Source organism: Saprospiraceae bacterium, from assembly GCA_016716185.1.
In the GTDB taxonomy this organism is placed as follows: Bacteria; Bacteroidota; Bacteroidia; order Chitinophagales; family Saprospiraceae; genus Vicinibacter.
Window position 1 is genome coordinate 1079578 of the sequence record JADJWV010000002.1, and the last position, 19094, is coordinate 1098671.

The 19094-nt window shown below is 40.9% G+C and carries 17 protein-coding genes; 10 read left to right on the forward strand and 7 right to left on the reverse strand.

Features of this window, described 5'->3' with window-relative positions:
- The first annotated feature begins 132 nt into the window (after window positions 1-132).
- The 8 genes from IPM34_05945 to IPM34_05980 all read left to right on the forward strand — a co-directional run bounded on the left by IPM34_05945 (window position 133) and on the right by IPM34_05980 (window position 11380).
- Window positions 133-801 (forward strand): ribulose-phosphate 3-epimerase, encoded by a 669-nt coding sequence (locus tag IPM34_05945; GenBank protein MBK8955082.1) that lies wholly within the window; start codon window positions 133-135, stop codon window positions 799-801.
- A gap of 89 nt (window positions 802-890) precedes the next feature.
- Window positions 891-3368, forward strand: coding sequence for a TonB-dependent receptor (locus IPM34_05950; protein ID MBK8955083.1), 2478 nt, complete (start codon window positions 891-893; stop codon window positions 3366-3368).
- A 384-nt stretch (window positions 3369-3752) separates the two neighbouring features.
- Window positions 3753-4202 carry a 30S ribosomal protein S16 gene (gene rpsP, locus IPM34_05955; protein ID MBK8955084.1) on the forward strand — a complete coding sequence of 150 codons (450 nt, stop codon included), beginning with the start codon at window positions 3753-3755 and terminating at the stop codon, window positions 4200-4202.
- 159 nt (window positions 4203-4361) lie between these two features.
- Entirely contained in the window at window positions 4362-5750 is a 1389-nt protein-coding gene (locus tag IPM34_05960; GenBank protein ID MBK8955085.1) for a hypothetical protein, read from the forward strand.
- 145 nt (window positions 5751-5895) lie between these two features.
- Window positions 5896-6849 (forward strand): hypothetical protein, encoded by a 954-nt coding sequence (locus IPM34_05965; GenBank protein MBK8955086.1) that lies wholly within the window; start codon window positions 5896-5898, stop codon window positions 6847-6849.
- Between the two features lie 2 nt (window positions 6850-6851).
- Window positions 6852-7667, forward strand: a complete 816-nt coding sequence (kdsA, locus tag IPM34_05970) for a 3-deoxy-8-phosphooctulonate synthase (protein MBK8955087.1) — start codon at window positions 6852-6854, stop codon at window positions 7665-7667.
- Window positions 7668-7669: 2 nt separating this feature from the next.
- On the forward strand, window positions 7670-9238 hold the full coding sequence (locus tag IPM34_05975) for an FAD-binding protein (protein ID MBK8955088.1): 1569 nt from the start codon (window positions 7670-7672) through the stop codon (window positions 9236-9238).
- Window positions 9239-9313: 75 nt separating this feature from the next.
- The gene (locus IPM34_05980) at window positions 9314-11380 is read left to right on the forward strand and encodes a tungsten formylmethanofuran dehydrogenase (protein ID MBK8955089.1); all 2067 of its coding nucleotides are present in this window, start codon (window positions 9314-9316) and stop codon (window positions 11378-11380) included.
- Between the two features lie 29 nt (window positions 11381-11409).
- Here IPM34_05980 and IPM34_05985 read toward each other — a convergent pair whose 3' ends face one another.
- The 4 genes from IPM34_05985 to IPM34_06000 all read right to left on the reverse strand — a co-directional run bounded on the left by IPM34_05985 (window position 11410) and on the right by IPM34_06000 (window position 14763).
- A complete protein-coding gene (locus IPM34_05985; protein MBK8955090.1) occupies window positions 11410-12225 on the reverse strand; it encodes a T9SS type A sorting domain-containing protein in 816 nt (271 codons plus the stop codon).
- Between the two features lie 22 nt (window positions 12226-12247).
- The gene (locus IPM34_05990; protein ID MBK8955091.1) at window positions 12248-13147 is read right to left on the reverse strand and encodes a hypothetical protein; all 900 of its coding nucleotides are present in this window, start codon (window positions 13145-13147) and stop codon (window positions 12248-12250) included.
- A 46-nt stretch (window positions 13148-13193) separates the two neighbouring features.
- Window positions 13194-13847 (reverse strand): hypothetical protein, encoded by a 654-nt coding sequence (locus tag IPM34_05995; protein ID MBK8955092.1) that lies wholly within the window; start codon window positions 13845-13847, stop codon window positions 13194-13196.
- Between the two features lie 289 nt (window positions 13848-14136).
- Window positions 14137-14763, reverse strand: a complete 627-nt coding sequence (locus tag IPM34_06000; GenBank protein MBK8955093.1) for a hypothetical protein — start codon at window positions 14761-14763, stop codon at window positions 14137-14139.
- Between the two features lie 211 nt (window positions 14764-14974).
- On the opposite strand from IPM34_06000, the gene IPM34_06005 reads away from it, so the two are divergent.
- The gene (locus IPM34_06005) at window positions 14975-15580 is read left to right on the forward strand and encodes an RNA polymerase sigma factor (protein ID MBK8955094.1); all 606 of its coding nucleotides are present in this window, start codon (window positions 14975-14977) and stop codon (window positions 15578-15580) included.
- On the forward strand, window positions 15577-16821 hold the full coding sequence (locus tag IPM34_06010; protein ID MBK8955095.1) for a hypothetical protein: 1245 nt from the start codon (window positions 15577-15579) through the stop codon (window positions 16819-16821). The genes IPM34_06005 and IPM34_06010 overlap by 4 nt, the downstream gene beginning before the upstream one ends.
- 88 nt (window positions 16822-16909) lie before the next feature.
- Here IPM34_06010 and IPM34_06015 read toward each other — a convergent pair whose 3' ends face one another.
- From IPM34_06015 to IPM34_06025, 3 genes are read right to left on the reverse strand one after another with little or no spacing between them, the layout of a single operon-like run.
- A complete protein-coding gene (locus IPM34_06015; protein MBK8955096.1) occupies window positions 16910-17104 on the reverse strand; it encodes a hypothetical protein in 195 nt (64 codons plus the stop codon).
- 39 nt (window positions 17105-17143) lie between these two features.
- Window positions 17144-17941, reverse strand: a complete 798-nt coding sequence (locus IPM34_06020) for a nucleotidyl transferase AbiEii/AbiGii toxin family protein (GenBank protein ID MBK8955097.1) — start codon at window positions 17939-17941, stop codon at window positions 17144-17146.
- On the reverse strand, window positions 17938-18759 hold the full coding sequence (locus IPM34_06025) for a transcriptional regulator (GenBank protein MBK8955098.1): 822 nt from the start codon (window positions 18757-18759) through the stop codon (window positions 17938-17940). The genes IPM34_06020 and IPM34_06025 overlap by 4 nt, the downstream gene beginning before the upstream one ends.
- Window positions 18760-19094 lie beyond the last annotated feature (335 nt).

Here is a 19094-nt window from a genome sequence, read left to right on the forward strand (position 1 = left end):
TTCTCCATATTAAGTGGATGTATTTTTTATTTCAGTAATACCATGTCGGGACTCCATCATCCATACTCTTTGATCATTACTCTATAATCTAAGCTCCATCCACCTTATATTTGCAATGAAAACATTCACCACATGGCCCTGATTGCTCCTTCACTACTCAGTTGTGATTTTTTAAAAATCGGAGAAGAAATTCAATGGCTGGAATCTTCGGAATCTGATTGGCATCATATCGACGTGATGGATGGCCGATTTGTGCCCAATATTTCTTTTGGACTGCCTGTACTTGCTGCAATGCACAGGATTGCTAAAAAACCTCTCGACGTGCATCTCATGATCGTTGAACCGGAAAAATACATCCTTGATTTTCGCAAAGCAGGTGCGGATCACATTACCGTGCATTTGGAAGCATGTACCCATTTGCACAGAGTGGTTCAACAAATCAAAGAAACCGGAGCAAAAGCCGGTGTTGCGCTGAATCCTCATACCCCCGTTCATCTGCTTTATGATATTTTGGAAGATATCGATATCGTTTGTATGATGTCGGTGAATCCGGGATTCGGCGGACAAAAATTCATATATCGATGTCTTGAGAAAATCAGAACGCTGAAAATCGCCATCGTTGAGAGAAATCTGGATGTTCTGATTGAAGTTGATGGAGGCGTTGGGTTGCAAAATGCAGAAAGCATCCTGCGCGCCGGAGCAGATGTTTTGGTAGCGGGCAATGCTGTTTTCGCTGATGATCATCCCAAAAATGTGATCCGGAAATTAAAATCCATTTCAGTCGAGACCTTTGAATTTTGAACAAGTTGCTCAAATTCTTTCATTTCAATAAAAGCACATCGATAATACAATTTGGGTGCATTTTATTTTTTTGTTTTTACCAGGCAGCGATGCTGCACGCTCAAATAGTGACGTTTACCATTTCAGGAAAAATCAAAGATGCTCAAAATGGCATTCCAGTTGAATTCGCAAGTGTGTATATTCCCGAAACAGCCTTGTTTACGGAATCAGATACCAATGGTTTTTTTCAATTGGCATTGCCAAAAAAGGATAAATATTTGCTTAAAATTAACCGATTGGGTTACCAGCCATTAGAAGTCAAACTAAGCTGGAAAGAAATCGTTTCTTGTAAAGTTTTAGTAATTGATCTAAAACGAAAAATCAGCAGAGAGGTCGAAATTATTTCTTCGAAGGAAGATCGGGAAAGCGGTGTGCGCGAAAAGGTTGAATCATTTTCAATGCTTCCTTCTGTGAGTGGAAATCTGGAAAGCGTTTTACCGTCTATAGCACTCGGACTGCGCAGCAGTGCGGGAGGTGAACTCTCTTCACAGTACAGTGTCAGAGGGGGAAGTTACGATGAGAATCTGGTGTTTATGAATGATTTTGAAATATTCAGGCCACAACTCATTCGCAACGGACAACAAGAAGGATTGTCTTTTCCAAATCCGGATCTGATCAAAGATTTAAAATTCCATTCCGGTGGATTCGAAGCCAAATTCGGCGACAAACTGTCTTCGGTTTTGGATATCCGATACAAAAATCCAGACACTTTAAAAGGAAGTGTAACTGCCAGTTTGCTGGGGATGAGTTTTCATCTCGAAGGAACTTCAGATGGCTTGCGCCTAAAATCTTCTAGCAGAAAATTGAGCTATCTGATAGGCGCCAGGTATAAAACAACGCGTTACATTCTCAGCAGTCTCGATGTAAAAGGAGAATACACACCTGATTTTTTTGATTTTCAATCATTTTTACAATACGATATCAACAGGCAATGGAAACTTTCCTGGATTGGCAATGTCAATCGCAGTCATTTCAAATTATTGCCAGAATCGTCAACCGTGGCCAAGGGAAGTTTTTTTCAAATCCTCAATTTAAATACAGTTTTTGAAGGATCTGAAGACGACTATTTCGAACAAAACATGACCGGACTTAGTCTGAATTTTATTTCTGACCAATCTAAAGTGCCCTATTTTATGAAGTGGAGCGCAGCACTTTATTATGGACATGAAGTCGAACGCTTCGATATTTTGGGTTATTACAGGCTGGTTGAAGTGGAAGCAGGCAATACAGATGAGGAAGGAAAGGAAGTAAAATTATGGGGAACAGGAACGCAACATGTATATACACGAAACAGGCTGAATAGCCTGGTCCAGCATTACGAATGGAGGGGTGCTGCCGATCTGGATTCTGAAAATGATCCGTTCGGTCAGTTTGTACAGTGGGGTGTATGGTACCGCCGAGAGCATCTCGATGATCGCATAAACGAGTGGGAACGGCTCGATAGTGCTGGATATTCTTTGCCTTTGTCGGATTCCGGACTACAGGTCTTCAATGTGTACAAGTCCTCACACGATTTTTACAATGATAAGATTGCGATATGGCTGCAGGATGAAATGAAATGGAAAATGAATTCCGGAAATTTGTTGAAAATAAATGCAGGGCTTCGCTTTCATCATTCGGCTTTAAACAAGGAAAGAATATTTAACCCCAGATTAAAACTGGAATGGATACCCCATCTCAGTAAAAGCAATACCCATATCTGGATTTCAACCGGGCTCTACCACCAGGCCCCTTTTTACAGGGAAATGAGAAGTCCGGACGGGAGCCTGAATACAGATCTTAAAGCGCAAAAATCGGCCCATTATGTAATTGGGATGCAAAGAGAGTTCTGGATGCGAAAATTGAGTCCGTCGAGATTTAAATGGATTAGTGAAATCTACTACAAGGATCTATGGGATGTGGTGTCTTATGACCTGGAAAATGTGCGAATCCGATATTCGGGAAACAATGATGCCGAAGCTTATGCCATAGGTTGGGATAACCGGATCCATGGAGAGTTTGTACCGGGAGCAGAATCCTGGGTCAATTTATCTTTTCTTCGCACACGTGAACGACTGTTAGGCATACAACACAAGCAACACAGCCTTGAAAGTCCAGAAGGTAAAGACATTGACGATGTACCCCGGCCAACCGATCAGTTTATGGCCTTGAGTATATTCTTTCAGGATTATCTCCCGCAGAATGAAAATTTTAAAATGCACATTCAGATTAACCTGGCCAGTGGACTGCCATACGGCCTTAAAGGCAGCAATACTGTTTACAGAAACGAACAAAGCCTGAAAGCTTACCACCGGGTCGATATTGGATTTTCCATGCAGTTGTGGGACAGAAATAAAAGCGGCAATAAACCCAACTCAATTTTTAGATTTTGTCGCCAGGCCTGGATCAGTGCGGAGGTTTTTAATTTGCTCAAGGTCAAAAACGAAGCCTCCATCAGTTGGATACGGACCTTATATAACTACCAGTTTGCAATCCCGAATTATCTGAGCAGCCAGCGGTTGAATTTGAGGTTTAGGGTGGATTTTTAAAATTAGGCTAGTAGGCTTGGAGGGATGTAGGCTTTTAGGTTTTGAGGCTAGTAGGCTAGTAGGTTTGGAGGGATGTAGGCTTGGAGAAGTTGAATATTTTGACTCTTAACTTTTAGTCAATGAATATTGATTCATGTCCTGAACTTTTAAGGGTCGCTAAAAGCCTGTTAAGAGGGCTCGATGGTAAATGAAAGGTTGAAATATAATGTTCAGTATCAGACGATTAGTTTTAAATTGAAGCTCGTTAAATTTTAGTTTATATAATTTTTGAATGGATTCTATCCGATATTCCTAAAAACCCTTAACTTTGCGGCCCTTAATGTCGGCACAGTCTGTTTACAGAGTAAGTCGATAGAGGTCTAAACATTTTAAATTTAAGAACAAATGGCCGTTAAAATCAGGTTACAACGCAAGGGACGTAAAAAAGCTCCCTTTTACCACATCGTCATCGCTGACGCAAGATCTCCCAGAGACGGAAAATTTATTGAAAAATTGGGAATTTACAATCCGATTACCAAACCGGCAACGGTTGAAATCGATCGCGATAAGGCTTTCGATTGGTTGATGAAAGGGGCACAACCCACAGATACGGTGAATGCCATACTTCGTTATAAGGGTGTACTCCACCGCAAACACCTTCAAAGAGGGGTTTCCAAAGGAGTTTTAACCCAGGAGCAGGCCGATCTCAAATACAATGAATGGGTACAGGCAAAAGAAGGAAACATTGCCCAAAAAGTTGAAGCCAGAAAACAAGAAATGGCAGATTTCCATAAAAAAGTAAGTGGTGAAGCTAAAGCTGCAGCACCTGCTCCGGCTGCAACAGAAGAGGAATAAAATTCTGCCCGATAACCGAATATTAGTTTTTAGTTTTGAATTTTATAAAATTATTTTAATATAATTTTATAAATAGATTAGTTTAAGAAATATCAAGAACCTGGATAGGATGTAATTCTATTCAGGTTTTCTCATTCTTAGTAAACAAAAAATATACGTATGCAAGCGCTACTTCAGGATTACAAAGAACGTTTACAGGCCGTTGCCGAATTGATTCAAGGATCAGACGAACTTGCGGCATATCTCGAGGAAGAGACTGTAGAATTGTATAAAAGTCTGCAGGATGTTTATGAACCCATGGTCGCAGAAATTTATCAGGAAGTGGCTGAAAACCATCCGCTTCAACTCCCCGAGCTTGAAAAAGTCCTCCTCAATCCATTTTTTGAGGGCCTTTTCCAACCCAGAATACTTGGGTACTGTGTACTTCGGGGCGAGATCAATGAACAATTCAAATACATTCGTCCGCAGGAAACATTCAAACAGTTCCTCCTGGCAATTGCCAATTCTACCAACTTTGATGTCATTCGTCAGCGCATAGGTCAGACTGTGCAACTGGGTTTTGCATTGAGCAGCGATATCTGGATTGCCAACCTGGTTGATCAGGTCGAAAATAAAAAGGTCAAAGCTTATTTTCAGTCGATGATCCACGACCGGTTCCGGGATACGGAAGAGCGTAAAAATCTTCTTATCCGTTACAAAAAGCAGTTTTTGCATTACAACTTTCTGTATGCCGAATTTCCGGAAACCATCAGCGAACTTCACCTGGAATCTGAGGCCCTCAAACATTTTTTGCAAAGCAGAATTGAATTCAAATCCAGCCACGACAGCTATATTGAAGAAATTCACAAGCTGATCTCGCAAAAGACTTTTTATAAAGAGCCCGAATTCATTGACCTGATAGCGATCATTGCTAATTTTATTGAATTGAATCCCAATGAAACGCAGCACCTCGCCAATGCATTAAACGCATGCCGTTACGAAAATCCACAATTCAATACCTTGTATTTTAAATACCTGAAAAACGCATATCGCGGAGGCGTTCTGTTTGGTCCTCAAGTCGATCGCAAATTTTTCAATTTATTAAACAGGAATGAAGGCGATGATCTGGTAAGGTTCTATAACCTGTTGATCGCCATTCACGATAAAGGCTTCGTTCACGAAGACACGCTGGATGTGGTCAACGCCTTTTACAGCCAATACGAAGGCATGTCTATCAACAACGAATGCCTGAGGCTGGCTTTCCTTCAGCTGTTTTCAAACGTCATTACGCATCTTACCGAAGCGGAATACCCTCACTTTTTTGATTTGCTCAGGACGTTTTACAATTACATGAATGTCTTTGGGAATAGCGCTTTTGATCAGGAAACCAAAGGCTATTGTATGGACTACGTGAAAAAATTACTGGCTTTTTACAAAGACAAGCGAAGTAAAGAATATCAGGAAATCAAAAAGCACGTCAGTTCACAATTTGTAGAATTTGAATTCCTGACGGAAAAGGAAATCATCGACCTGTTTAAAATCAAAAGAAAGAAAAAGGAACAGGAATAACCCAACTCAATACTGTTGCTGAGGCAGTTATATCTGTTGGATATTCGTCATGCAGCAATGAAACTTCTTTGATTATTTTTGATGCTCGCAGACAGTAAACAAATTGACAAAACGGGCGAATATATTATACCTGCTATGGTGGCATTTGAACCGGTATCGGTGGTTTAAGATACCCGGAGTAGGATGTTTTAGGTCCCGGACTGAAACGGCTCACGTCAACCATCTGGAAGGCCTGATCTATCCCGGATGTCTGAAAATTGGGATAGAACCTCATGAAGATACAGATCCGGAGGAAATGCTGGAAAGCCTCTCATCAGATTTTGGGTACGCAAAAGCAGAACTTTCCGGGCAATTAAACGCATTAAGCAAAGCCGCCCTTGCTCAACTTGAATCTTCCGGTCATTTTGATTTCATTCCTTTTGGAACCCTGGAAATGAATTCGAATACTTTGGTTTTTAATCAGACGGAATTCAATATCCACAAAGAATTTTACGGGGCAGTTCCACTTCCGGTACAGGCGGTTCAAAAAACCATCCAGGCTGAACAACTGCCAATAAAAACTCCCATCCCTTACGAACAGAAAAAGAAAAGGGGAATTCATCCTTTATTCATTATTCTCGGAATATTGTGGATTATTTTCCTGGTGCTGTTGTTTTGGCCCGATAAAAAACCGAACAAAACTTCAACCGATCCAATTGCTCCGGATTCTTCCATGATCCTGACCTCCGAAGACAGTGCATTATTGCAATCTATCCAGGCCATCGAAACCGACAGTACGCCTGTCGATTCAATTTCTTCCCTGGTGGTTATCGACAAAGATTCTCAGGAAGCGGTAATCACTCCGGCGGTCGTGGATTCTCTTAGCCAGATTGTTCTCAATAAAGAATGCATCATTATCGTTGGATCTTTTGTCAATATAAATTATGCAAATCGTTTAGCCCAAAAGATCGGGCAGCAAAATCTGATAGTCTACAGAGGTCAATACGGTAAATACAACAGGGTCGGAGTGAAATTCGATTGCATGGAAAAAGACCTGAAGCAGGTATTATCAGAGCTAAAACAACATTTTAATCCCGATGCCTGGGTCTTAAAAATGTAAACATGAAAGAAAACATCCTTAAACAAATACAGGATCGCAATCATCCTCATTTTTTTTTAATCGCTGGGCCCTGTGTGGTTGAATCCGAACAACTATGTCAGGATATTGCAGGACATGTCAAGGAAATATGCGACCGTTTACAAATTCCCTATATTTTCAAAGCATCTTACAGGAAAGCAAATCGATCAAAAATTGATTCGTTTACCGGGATAGGCGACCGGCTGGGGATGGAGATTTTACACAGGATCGGATCTTCATTGAATATTCCGGTAACGACAGATATACACACTGAAGATGAAGCCGGGGTCGCTGCCCAATATACAGATGTACTGCAAATTCCTGCTTTCCTGTGCCGGCAAACCTCATTGTTACAAGCAGCCGCGGCGACTGGCAAAACTGTGAATGTGAAGAAAGGTCAGTTTATGAGTCCGGAAGGAATGCAATTTGCAGTAGATAAAATCAGACAAAGCGGCAATTCAAAAGTATGGCTTACCGACCGGGGAACGACCTTCGGGTATCAGGATCTCATCGTTGATTATAGAGGAATCCCGGCCATGAGGGCTTTTGAAGTTCCGGTCATTATGGATTGTACCCATTCTCTGCAACAACCCAATCAAACATCAGGGGTTACCGGTGGAAAGCCTCAACTGATCGAAACGATAGCTAAAGCAGCGGTTGCTGTTGGCGCAGACGGATTGTTTATTGAAACTCATCCCAATCCTGCCGTTGCCAAATCTGACGGTGCCAATATGCTGAAAATGGAATATCTGGAAGCCCTTCTGGAAAAGCTTCTAAAAATCAGACAGGCGCTGAATTAGATATGCAAATTGCAGACTATAGAATTCCGGCTGCAGAGATTGATAACCAAGAGGCCCACCGGCAGGCAATTTCACAAGCATTAAAAATTAAAAAGGGCCTTCCGTTTTCGTTTCGGATCATTCGGCGAAATATCGATGCGAGGTCTAAAACCATTTTTTATGTATTGCGTGCAGAAGTAAACCCGATAGGTGTTAATACAGTTGAAGCTACCGAATTTGATTTTAAATACGTTGGCGATAAACCAGTTGTTCATATTGTTGGGTCCGGTCCCTGTGGTTACTTTGCTGCGCTTGAACTGATCCTTGCCGGGTACAAACCCGTTATTTTAGAAAGAGGCAAAGACGTGCGCGAAAGACGGCGCGATTTGCGTGCCATCCAACAAGATGGCATTGTCAATCCGGACTCCAATTACTGTTATGGAGAAGGTGGTGCGGGAACTTACTCGGATGGTAAACTTTATACGCGGTCAGACAAACGGGGAAACATCAGGCGAGTGCTGGACCTTCTTGTTTTTCACGGTGCAGATCCCGATATCCTCATCGATGTGCATCCGCATATCGGAAGCAATAAACTTCCGGGTATCGTTCATAACATCAGAATGACCATTGAAAAATCAGGTGGAGAAATTCTCTTTAATACCTGTTTGATTGACTTCGTTGTCGAACAGGGTAGTATTACAAAACTGATCACCAACAGAAATACCATCGAGTCACAGCAGGTCATCATTGCTACCGGCCATTCTGCCAGAGAAATTTACCGGCTGTTTTATGAGAAAAATTTGTCTATTGAACTGAAATCCTTCGCCATAGGTGTTCGCATAGAACATCCACAGAAACTTATCGATGCCATTCAATATAAAACCGAGCCCAGGCCGGATTACCTGCCCGCTGCAAGTTATGCTTTGAGTTGCCAGGTCGAAAATAAAGGCGTTTTTTCATTTTGCATGTGCCCCGGTGGTTTGATCATCCCGGCTGCAACAGCTCCTGGAGAAATGGTCGTAAACGGCATGTCTTTATCCAAAAGAGATTCCCCATTCGCCAACAGTGGAATAGTTACAACCGTGGATCCAAGTGATTTCAAAGACTTTTCGCGATTCGGCGCTTTGCAGGGTATGCTTTATCAAGCCCATATTGAAAAATGTATGTTTGAACTGGGTGATGGAGGACAAAGTGCTCCGGCGCAGCGATTGGAGGACTTTTTGAAAAATCAATCGAGCAAAGAATTGCCCGGAACATCCTACATACCCGGAATTTTTCCGGCAGCATTACACCATCATTTGCCTGCAGAACTCAACCACCGTTTAAAAAATGGGCTGGCACAGTTTTGCAAACGATTGCCGGAATACTTGCACAAAGATGCCATATTGGTTGCAACAGAATCGCGAACGAGTGCACCGGTTACCATTCCAAGAGACCGGGAAACCTTGATGCATCCCCAAATCATTGGGTTGTATCCGGCAGGGGAGGGCGCAGGATACGCCGGAGGTATCTTATCTGCAGCCATGGATGGACAAAAAGTAGCCCATGCGGTGGTTGCAAATCAATTCAAGTCAAAATCATTCCATTTTTAACAGGGTGATGGCTCTAAAACACACGGGCACTAACAATTCGGTTTGCCTTATATTTACCTTTGCAGGATAGGATATATGAGTAAGAAAAAAAATCACCAAATTTCTCCAGAGCTGCTTGAAAATGCGTTTCGTATATTATCGACGGCTAAATCAATGACGGAGGTTTACGAAGAAAACTTCAAATTCACCAGCAAATATGTTCACGCTACTTCCAGGGGTCACGAAGCTGTGCAAATTGCCTTAGGACTCCAATTGCTTCCGGTCGATTTTCTTTCTGCCTATTACCGGGATGACAGCCTGCTTTTATCAATCGGCATGCAACCCTATGAACTTATGCTCCAGTTGATGGCTAAAAGAGATGATCCATTTTCAGGAGGAAGGTCTTATTACAGTCATCCGAGTTTGAAGCGCGACGATATGCCTAAAATTCCACATCAGTCATCAGCTACCGGAATGCAAGCCATTCCCACTACAGGAATAGCGATGGGAATTCAATACCGGGAACGATCGGGCTTGAATAGTCCGGAAGAAATTCCACCGATTGTGGTGTGTTCTTTAGGCGATGCATCGATCACAGAAGGCGAGGTCGCTGAAGCGTTTCACATGGCTTCGTTGAAACAACTTCCAATATTGTATCTGGTTCAGGACAATGAATGGGACATCAGTGCGCATGCCAGCGAAATCAGAAAGGGCGATGCCACAGATTTTATAAAAGGATTTCCCGGTATAGAAAGTTATTCCATTGACGGAACTGATTTTTCAGACTGTTATCGCATTTTTCAAAAAGTCATAACAAAGATCCGCAAAAAACGAAAGCCATTTCTGGTTCATGCAAGAGTCCCACTGTTGAATCATCATACCAGCGGTGTGCGCAAGGAGTGGTACCGCGAGGATCTCGAAGAACACCAAAAACGCGACCCATATCCCCGGTTCAAAGCGCTTTTGCAAAAGAATGGATTTACGGATGAGCGCATTCAGGAGTTGGAAAATGAATGTCGCGAACAAGTGTTAGTTGATTTTGAAAAGGCAAAAAACGCACAGGATCCTCTGCCATCAGACCTGTATTTGCATGATTTTGCTGAAACGGACATTCATTCCGAAACCGGAAACAGGCATCCGGAAAACGGCGAAGAGAAAGTTATGGTCGATTGCGCCCTTTTCGCCATCGAAGAATTGATGCGAAAACATCCGGAATGTCTGTTGTACGGCCAGGATGTTGGAAAAAGGTTGGGTGGTGTTTTTCGGGAAGCAGCGACACTGGCCCAGAAATTTGGAGATCACCGGGTTTTCAATACACCGATACAGGAAGCATTTATTGTGGGATCTACAGTAGGAATGTCTGCGGCCGGCTTAAAGCCTATTGTCGAAGTCCAATTTGCGGATTATATATGGCCGGGTTTGAATCAGCTTTTCACGGAAGTGGCCCGCTCGTGTTATTTAACCAATGGTAAATGGCCCGTAAGCATGGTTTTGAGGGTACCTATCGGCGCATATGGCAGTGGGGGCCCATATCATTCATCCAGTGTGGAAAGTGTGGTTTGTAATATTAAAGGCGTGAAAGTAGCCTATCCATCCAATGGTGCGGACCTGAAAGGATTGATGAAAGCCGCTTATTACGACCCCAATCCCGTCGTCATCTTTGAACACAAAGGACTCTATTGGTCTAAAGTACCGGGAACGGATATGGCTAAAGGAGTCATGCCCGGAGAAGATTACATCGTGCCATTGGGATTGGCGAGGACCGTTCAAACTTGCGAGACCGATCCGGATAAAACAACGATGTGCGTCATTAGTTATGGAATGGGCATCCATTGGGCATTGAATGCTTCAGTAGATTTCAAGAACAGGGTTGAGATCTTAGACCTGAGATCATTGGTTCCACTCGATGAACAAGCAATTTATAATGTAGTCCGTAAACACCACCGGGTGTTGGTTTTGACAGAAGAAACCCTGGAAAACAGTTTTGCACAAACAATCGCAGGAAGAATCTCTATGAATTGTTTTGAATCTCTGGATGCACCCCCCCAATGCATTGGAGCTAAAAATCTACCTGCAATTCCACTCAACAGCATTCTTGAAAAAGAAATGTTGCCGGATGTTCAATCCATTTCCAAAGCAATGCAAGATTTGCTTGATTATTGATTTTTTAATGTGTCGAAACAACTGTCTTGTTAATTGATGTAAATCTTTTTTGAGAATTTTTTGTCCTCCACCTTAAAATTCAGAAAGTAAATTCCAGTTGCTAATTTTCCAGTTGCCAATTGATTCCTCTCAATCTGATCTTTTTGTAGGATAAGTTTTCCATTCACGTCGTTCATAAATATGGAATGGATGATTGCATTCTGATTTCCAAGAAAGATGATTTCGGCTCCATTGTTGAACACCTGTATATCCCTCAAAAGTTCTGTTGAATTATCATTGGCTACCGGCAGCCTGAAATGGTAGGTCTTCTTTAATTTAAGGACATTATCTCCAAGCCTGTCTCCATTACCATTGGCAAGCAAGGCTGTGTAATAAAAAATAATGCTGTCGTTTGGTACGGATGAAGGAGCAGTATATTGAAATTTCCAGGCAGCTTCTCCATTGACGTTAAAAAATTTAGCCTGCAGCTGTCTTGCATAAAATCTTTTCGTCACATTATCTCTTGCAACATTAACCCTTTCGTTGGGAATTTCAGTCAGCGTACCTACAAAGGCATGGCCATCATCTAAGGCAGTCAACTGAAATCCGGTTCTGATCGCAGTGTCCGATTTATTCAATATCGTTACCTCGTAAGTTGTATTGGCAATGATCGTGTCAGGGAGTCCGACCAATTCTGAAGTCCCGGTATAGTTTCCCCCACCATGACAATTGTTTTGCTGGCAGGTTGTTTCTCCCGGTGCACCGGTATTTGCTGTGGGTGGATTGGATGGCTCCGGAACGGAAGCATTAAAAACACAAAAGAAAAATATAGCAATAAATAAATAAAGGCTGTAAAGTTTTTTCATGATCAAAATTTTAAATGGGGTTCTATTCTTCGTCTATTTTATTTTTTACAATTTGAAATATCCTGGACAAATTGAATCCAAACTGGACTTCACCTGAAAATAAATTTCCATTCTCTTCAGCGAGCAATGCACGCTCATTCATTCCTGTTGAATTCGAAAAATGCAACTGAAAAACATGACCTCCCGTTTCGATATCTACACCTATAGACAATGGATGTGATCTGAAATCGCGTGGGAATTTATTGAATGGATAATAATAATCGACAACCACGGCAAAGCGATTATTAAGTTTGTAACGGGCACCTAATCCCAGTGCATACATGTTGTTGGGGATCAAAATATTATCGACTATATTGCTATGCAGCAATATGGGATTGATTTGGGCTGTCAATCGCTCGTTAAATTTTCTTCCAACGATGATCTGATGAAAATAAGACAACCTTCTGGCCTCGGTTACTTCAATTTCCGGATCTGGTAAAACATTATTCTTGAGTCCATTGCGAATTAAACCTGAGGTCCAGACTACTGATACCGGAATATTTTTCGCTCCTTCAGATTGCCAGAGTATTCTGTATTTGATAAAAGCATCGAGCTCTTTTTTGAAAGTACTTCGGGCAATTCCAACGGTAAGATTTTTTGTGATGCCATAATCAAAACTCATTCGCATGGTAGCGTTGTCCAGTCCCCAGAATTCATCAAAACCCTGATCTACGCGTCCAAACCGATGGAGAATCCTAAAATCCAGCGCACCAGCCGGTAGCATTTCCATGCTGTGTGAACTGATGACCCGCGAAGACTTGAAAGCATTTGTTATCCGCGTGGTTTGTTCGGGTTCTGGGCCAAGTGCATCCAGGAGATCCTGTGCATTTCCACGGATACAACTGAAACACAAAACGGTAAGAAATACGGTTCTTAAAATCATATTTACCTTTAATTTAAGCCTTTTCATAGGCTGTATTTATAAAATATCAATTATTTTTTGCGCCTTCAGATATCCATTTTTCAATCTGCCGGATTTTACAATCTGGGATTTGGTTTCCATTTTTTGGCATGGCTACATAGCCCCTTTCTCTCCGGATGGAACCTAATAAGCTGGTATTATCTACTGTAGCTTTCACCCCAGCATAATTGTTGTAATTAACACTTCCCTGGGGCTGACTTCCTGCGTGACATCCATTGCAATAGAGTTCTAAGATCGGAAATATCGTTGTTGAATACCTTACATCTGCTGTATCACAGGTCACATCGCTACACGGAACATCCTTCCTTGCGCCCTGCTCGATCCATAAAGAAAGGGTCGATATTTCTTCTTTGCCCAGCCTTGGAAATGGGTCGGGAGGCATGGGACTGAAAGCAGAGGTGATGACTTTATACAATTTACTTCCGGCATAATTGCCCGGTTCCACAATGGTCAACAGGCCTTCATAAGTTGTGAAATCATAACCCTCGGTTCGGTCAGCACTGTTGTGGCAGCCACTCCTCGTGCAGCTGGATAGTATAAGAGGTGCTACTTCCTGTTCATAACACACCTCTCTTCCAATTCCGATGTATTCGTCTGTACAGGAGCTCACTATTAAAACCCCCGATATACCGATGATCCAGCTTCTTATAGCTTGTTTCATAGTGTTTTATTATAAAATATTATCTGCAAAATTAAAATTTTAAGTCAATTGGCATCTCATATTAACGTTTTACCTGAATTAACTTGAGCGAAATTAAATTAAAGTTCAGGATGGTTTTTATAATGAAATTTTATTTTTTCAATTCGGTAAAAAAGGGAAAGGATCGAGGTATGTAACCGGGATCCTTTCCAATAGATCATGATGATAAATCTGAAGAAGCCTGAGTAAAAGATTTTGTGAATTAATCGATAAATTACCTTGGGCTTCGTTCAAAGGGTTGGCCAGGATCTCATTTCAATTCCTTGACAAAGTTTCCCTGATTATCAAATAGCAATGCTTTGATTTCGCCGTTCCATTCAATTGCAATGACATATTCTCCGCTTTTTGTTGTTCCAGCCCGCTTGATCACATATCCGGAATAATTGACATCCAGATAGTCGGTCAAATTCCCGGGAAGGCTTGTCGGATCAGTCGGAATGAGGTGTTTGCGTTTTCCTTTTGGGCCTTTTTTTCTGGGTTCCAACTCTTTGATGAAAGAACCGTCAGGTCCGAATTCCAGGAGTTTGAAATCGCCATCGCTGAGTTTCGCCACAACAATGAAATTTCCACTACCCACAATACAGGCACGAATGAGCTTTGCACCCGGATAAGTCGCTTCAACGTAATTGCTTACCTCCAATGGCAAATCCTCAACGGGTACCCTTTTGCATAAAGAATCTCTTCGGTGTTTCTTTCTGCCTTCTGCAAGGGGGTCCCCGGTGGTGTTCATTTCATAGACTTCAGAAATTTCTGAATTCAGGGAATTTTCCAATAAACTTTGGGTGTCTGATGCAAGCGACGCATCTAATAAACTTTCCTGCTGACATGAAGTCAGGAACATGGCAACAATGACCATGCTGCTTAAAATACTTTTCATAAATGTTAATTTAAATGGTGATTAAAAAATGATTAGGTAGGAGTGCTTCATTTAGAATTTTTTGATTGTGTTGAGTATTGGATCGGGTTTTCTGTGTTTGGTTTAAATCAGGGGCTATTTATTACAAAGCTTAATTTTTACATTTCCAGGCAACCTTTTTTGTATTAAATTCGTAGGTTCATATGAACAGCTAATCCTTATTCAAACCATATTGGCGGGAATAGATCAAAATACAGGAATTCCGGGACTGGAAGAACTTATAAAAGCGTGTATCGATCAACAACCCCTTGCCCAGCGCAAGATGTATGAATGTCATTACACCTTTGTGAAGGGGATTTGTATGCGCTACACATCGCGGCAGGAGGATTGTGAAGAAGTTATGGATGATGCATTTCTGAAAATGTTCAGAAATCTGGATAAATACAATGCTGAAAGGCCATTTAAAGCCTGGTTGAGGACGATTGTAGTCAATACGGCCATCGATTTTTACCGGCAGTCCCTTCGGAGCATTTCTTCCGGTACGATTGATGAGGTTCCGCAATTGGCCATAGACGAACCGACACTTTCAGATTTATCGACAGAAGATATCATGAAGGCTGTTCAAAAATTGAGCCCGGCATACCGAACGGTTTTTATGATGTATGTGGTCGATGGATACAACCATAAAGAAATTGCTGAATTGTTGCAAATTACGGAAGGTACATCCAAGTCAAATTTATCCAAAGCCAGATTGAAGTTGCAGGAGTTGCTGCTTTCCATGTATCGGAACGAGCTATCTCCCCATTTATTTAAATATACCTTACCATCGAATTTATGAAAATAGAAGATTTTGATTCCAGGATTAAGCAAAAAATAAGCCAGGTTGAAGCAGACTTTCAGGAACGCGACTGGGAGCGTTTTCAATATAAGTTATATTCAAAAGATAATTCTGCTCTCAAAAGGTGGATGATCTTTTTGTTCTTTCTATTTCTGCTGGGAGGAACGGGATTTACTATATGGCAATATGCTTTTGAAAAGAGTGAAGTTAAATCAGGAAGTAAATCGATTTTGGCCATACAGAAAGATTTAGAATCAAAAAATACCAATTCGATAAATCCCGATTTAGAACAATCAAATCATATTGAAAATCAAAACGGAGATGGTATCAAATTAAATTCGTCGGCAGATGCTCATGTGAAGAACAATTCAGGTTCAAATTTGAAGAACAGGAGCCAAACAGAAGGTAAGGAATTCTTTGTTGAACAATCGATAAAAGAGGAATACTCCGGAAATCAAACAGGCATTCGCTTATCCGAAGAAATTCAATTGGGGGCTGATGATATTCGGACGAATACTGCCGAAATAGAAAATACGATCAATCCAATATTTTCTTTGGAGAAATTAAATGTCTTACAGCAATCGGGGGTTCAATCCGGCCAAGCAGAAAATCAAATCCAAAATCATCTGCAATTTAAAAAATCTTCCGAAATCGATAAATGGGCAGCGGGCTGGAGTGTGCTTGCAAGTCATGAACACGTGAATACAGGATTATTGATCGAGCGAAAAACCAATGGAAATATATCTTTCCGCTCCGGATTGCTATATCAGAGGTTTTTCGAAAAAGAATATCAGAATGAAGTTGCATATAAGGAAGATAATGAAGTTGAATTCACTGAAATCGCAAAGCCCAGGCATAGCACAACAGAAACGTTCAATGACATCCGGATTCAATCATCTGATGTGGTATTACCTTTGGAATTGAAATATACTTTGCCATTTAGTTATGGCTATGCTGCTTTTATTTTTGGTGGTTTGCAGTTAACATTACAAAGTAAAACAGTTCTGGAATTCGACTACCTGAATCATTTTACAAATCAATACCTGTCTGAAGACGGTTTGAATCAGGATTCCAATAATTCTACCTTGATTAATAATTTCGGTTTTGGAATGGGTATGCAAAAGAACATTGCTGGTTTACAGTGGAGTCTTGCCGGTGTAATACAAAAGAGCAACAGCACACTCCCACACATTGCCAAAACCAGTTTGGGATTGCAATTGGCCGCAACTTATGCATTTTGATTGCGAATTGTATTGTTTTCGACCGCTGTTAGCAGTAGGCCTTCTGTCGTCTGTCCTTGCAAACCATTGTCATTGCTGCGATTAACGGTCATTGAAATACTTCGCTACCTGCAAGCGGTAAAAGGATAGCATAATGATTAGGCAAATCATTAATGGATATATCCAGGTTCTTTCCCAATTTCAAATCCGTTGTCACCAAATTTTTGTAATCGGTAACTACAGCAAAGCGTGGTAAGTGTTTTAAAATTCTATCTTCTTTAGCATGGCTTTCAATAGAGCTCAATAGCTTTTCAGTTCTGTTCTATTTCGTGACTGTTCATTGCTAGAATTTGATTTTTTTAAGGTGTCGTTGCACTTCTCGTTCCACTTGGTCAAAGTCGGGCAGGTCTTTTATTTGTTCACTCATGGAGCTTTTCCAACGGCCTTTGTATTGTGGTAAACGTTCTGCTAATTTTTTAGGGAAATCCGAATGCTTTAAATTTTTACTGGAACATTTCTTCTTAAACTCTTTTATGTGGAATGCAGCATCCATATCATGTTGCTCTAATAAAAACCAGATGTCGTAAAAATCTCTTGCCTGCATACGCTGCATAACAGTTCTCATTTTTTCTACCAGCACTTCTTCAAGCGGATAACATAAAAGCTGATGTGCTTCCAAATCGGAATAGCCGACAATCACATCTTTCATTACAGGAGCATATTCCAGTTGTTCACTTCTGGATATATCAACCTTTACCCTTTTGTTATTGCCCTGTCCACCTAATGGGCCTGTATAGCTGATGTAAAAATTGATACCGCCATCTTCATTGTTGTCAATTATTGCGAGTGGAATATTGGCTTCTTCTTTCACAAATTCAAACACTTCTTTAAACCATTCAAAAATCTGTTCATTACTAATTTCGTTATTGAGCAGTGTAAAATCAAGGTCTTCCGAAAAGCGATACTCTTCAAAATATATTTTCTTTAAAACGGTACCACCTTTAAATACTATTGTTTTTGAAAGCTGCTCATGCTGGGCAATGCCCCTCAATATCCATGACAGCACATAATCTTTTTCTATCTGCTGGTCCCGAACACCTACTTCTCTGGCCTTTTGTTGTATTTCACCTGGTTTAATCATGTGTAAATAGCAGATTTAATAGTTTCGGTTTCCAAGTTTTGCTGAATACTCCAACGACTAATTCGTTTTCCCACTGCAGGCAATTCGGTATCAAGCACTACATAAGAGGCGGTTTTCATCAATTGTAATTCCTGAATAACATGTGTGTTAATGTCCAATATTTCTAAAAGAAAACCCAATCGTTTTATTACCGCTTGTGAATCAAATTTCTTGGCGTATTCAAGAAGTGTATCGTATTTTATTTTGTCTTTAGAAGTGTAGATTGCCCTTGCCACTTCAACAATTCCACCAGCATAGTCGGGTTTGAAAAGGCAATCAATAAAAGTTTTTTCTAAGTCGGAGCAAAGCACTTTATTAAAGCTGTCAATCCACATTTTCTTCGCTCCGAAAAAATGTTTGTCGTTGTGATAGATAAATTGAAAAGGAACTTCTTTGATTTTTATTTCTGATGGTCGTATTTGTTTTGATACTACGATTTGTTCCTTTAATGATGGTTGAGTAATTAGATTATGTATTTGTAATGCGGAATAATAGCCGATATAATGTTTGGTATAATTCACCAAATGTTCTGCTATCAAATGCCAGTCGGGCATAAAATTCTCCGCATTTTGCTCATAAGGAATAATGTAATAAACACCTTCTTTCAAACGCATGAGCAACCCTCTCTTTGTCATGTCGCTGAGTAGTTCTCTGACTGCACTTGCTTTGGAGTCGGGTAGGGCTTTGTAAGCCAAAGAATAGTCAAAGCAATTTCTTTTCTGTCCGTTGAAATAGGAAAGAAGCTCGTTTGATTGCGTTGAAATGTATTTATTCTTCATAGTAACAATGTCAGGTTTAACCTGACAACAATGATACGAAAGATAATTGAGTTAATTGCCTCAATCTGCCAAAAAAATTATTGTTTATAGTGAAACAGTCAGGATAAACCTGACAATACAGATATGAAATATAATTTTTAAACAGTGCGTTGGCAGAAACGTTTCTTTGGCTTTTGCCTGAAAGGTTAGCTTGTGCGATTGGAGCAAAAGCCAATGTGCCGTTTGCGGGTAGGCACAAAATTGAATTAAAAAAAATGTGCTGTGGGGAAAATAAAAAGTACAGAAGCGTTGGCAATGAGTTCCCGATAGCTATCGGGAGGCTTACTCGTTGTCCG